Source organism: bacterium, assembly GCA_030654305.1.
GTDB lineage: Bacteria > Krumholzibacteriota > Krumholzibacteriia > LZORAL124-64-63 > LZORAL124-64-63 > PNOJ01.
Window position 1 is genome coordinate 1 of sequence record JAURXS010000458.1, and the last position, 1,822, is coordinate 1,822.

Here is a 1,822-nt window from a genome sequence, read left to right on the forward strand (position 1 = left end):
ACGACAGCGCGGCCATGGCCGCGATCTCGGCCCTCGACGGTCAGAGCATGGACGGCCGTAACCTGAGCGTGAACGAGGCCCAGGATCGTCCGAAGCGCACCGGCGGCGGCGGCGGCGGCTTCGGCGGCGGCAGCGGCGGCGGCTACGGCGGTGGCAGCGGTGGTGGCCGCAGCGGCGGCGATCGCGGCGGCCGCGGCTGGTAATCCGGCGGGTCGACCGATAGACGTCAGAGGACCCCGCTCCCGACCAGGGAGCGGGGTTTCTTCATGCCGGCGACAGCCCTGCAATGCAGAGGCGCCGCCGCTTGCGCGACGGCGCCCCGTATGGATCAGCTTCGGTGGCGCTGGGTTCCCCCGCTCGGGGCGAGCCCGCGGACCACGTCCGGGAGTGTCCCCTCAACGCAGGGGCGCCACCTCCGCCGAGCCTCTACTGTCTGAACTCACTGGATCACCTCCTATTCGGGCGAACCACCCGTGGCGAGTCCCAACTCGCCCGGCCCCCCCGGCCGCCCTGGCCTCGGGGACCGCCGCACCGGTGCGCGGAGATCATGGCCTGATTCTACGGGAACTCCGGCGCGTCGGCAAGTCCCCCGTCGGATACGGGGTTGCGCGCCCGTTCCGCCGGGGCCATCGTGGAGACGGGTAGCGCGCCCGACCGTCCCGAGCCGCAGGATCGTCGTGACCGACCAACTGATCCGCCTCGCCGCCGCCTGCCTGCACCGCGGGGAAGAACCGCCGCTGGGCGGCGGGCGTCCGGTCGGCAATCTCTTCTTCGCCGGCTGCAACCTGCGCTGCGGATTCTGCCAGAACCACCAGATCAGCCACCACCCCGAGGCGGGCGCTTCGATCACGCCGGCGGCGTGCGCGGAGCGGATGCTGGAACTGGTCGCGGCCGGCGCCGGCGCGATCGGTCTGGTCACGCCCACGCACCAGGGCGTCGCGGTGGCGCGCGCCGTGGAGTTGGCGCGGTTGCAGGGGCTCGCCCTGCCGGTGATCTACAACTCCAACGGCACCGACGGGCCGACCGTGCTGGCGCGTTTCGATGGCCTGGTCGACCTGTACCTGCCGGATTTCAAGTACGGCTCCGACGCGATCGCCCAGGACCTGTCGCGGGTGAGCGGCTACGTCGCGCGGGCGCGCCGCGCCGTGACGATCATGCACGCGCAGGTCGGCCACCTGCCCGACGACCAGGCCGAGGGGGAAGCGCGCCGGGGCTTGATCGTGCGGCACCTGGTGCTGCCCGGGGGGCTGGCCGGAACCGCGCGCGTCGCGCGGGAGCTCGTGGGCGCCGTCGGCGACGGCGTGTGGCTCTCGCTGATGGCGCAGTACCACCCCGACGCCCTCGCCCAGACCGAGGCCGGCCGCGCGCTGGCACACCTCCATCCCGAACTGGCGCGGCCGATCTCGACCGCCGAGTACGACCAGGCCCTGCAGGACGTGGAGGACGCCGGGCTGTACCGGCTGTTCACGCAGGATCCCGGCTCGGCCCCCGCCGAGGGCCGGCCCGACTTCGACCTCCCGGAGCCCTTCCGCTGGAGCTAGGGGCCGGTTGGCGCCGCACCGGCCCGGCGTGGTATACTGATACGTGCCGACCCTCGCCACGACACCGTCACTGACATCGCGACCGACAACCGAGCAGGGAGCCGACGTGCTGCATTCCGACCGGACCCCCCGTTTCGTTGCCCGCTTCGGCGCGGCGTGCTGCCTCCTGATCGCGGCGGCCACGACGATTTCCGCCGCGCCTCCGGCCGGCTACTACGACACCGTGGTCTTCACCAGCGCCGAGGCGATGCGCGCCTCGGTGAACGCCGTCATCGACGGCC

At 73.1% G+C, this 1,822-nt stretch carries 2 protein-coding genes; both read left to right on the plus strand.

Features of this window, described 5'->3' with window-relative positions:
* Positions 1-203, plus strand: a 203-nt coding sequence (locus Q7W29_13140; GenBank protein MDO9172765.1) for an RNA-binding protein, incomplete at its 5' end; no start/stop codon positions are given.
* 474 nt (positions 204-677) lie between these two features.
* The gene (locus tag Q7W29_13145; protein ID MDO9172766.1) at positions 678-1,541 is read left to right on the plus strand and encodes a radical SAM protein; all 864 of its coding nucleotides are present in this window, start codon (positions 678-680) and stop codon (positions 1,539-1,541) included.
* Positions 1,542-1,822: the final 281 nt, after the last annotated feature.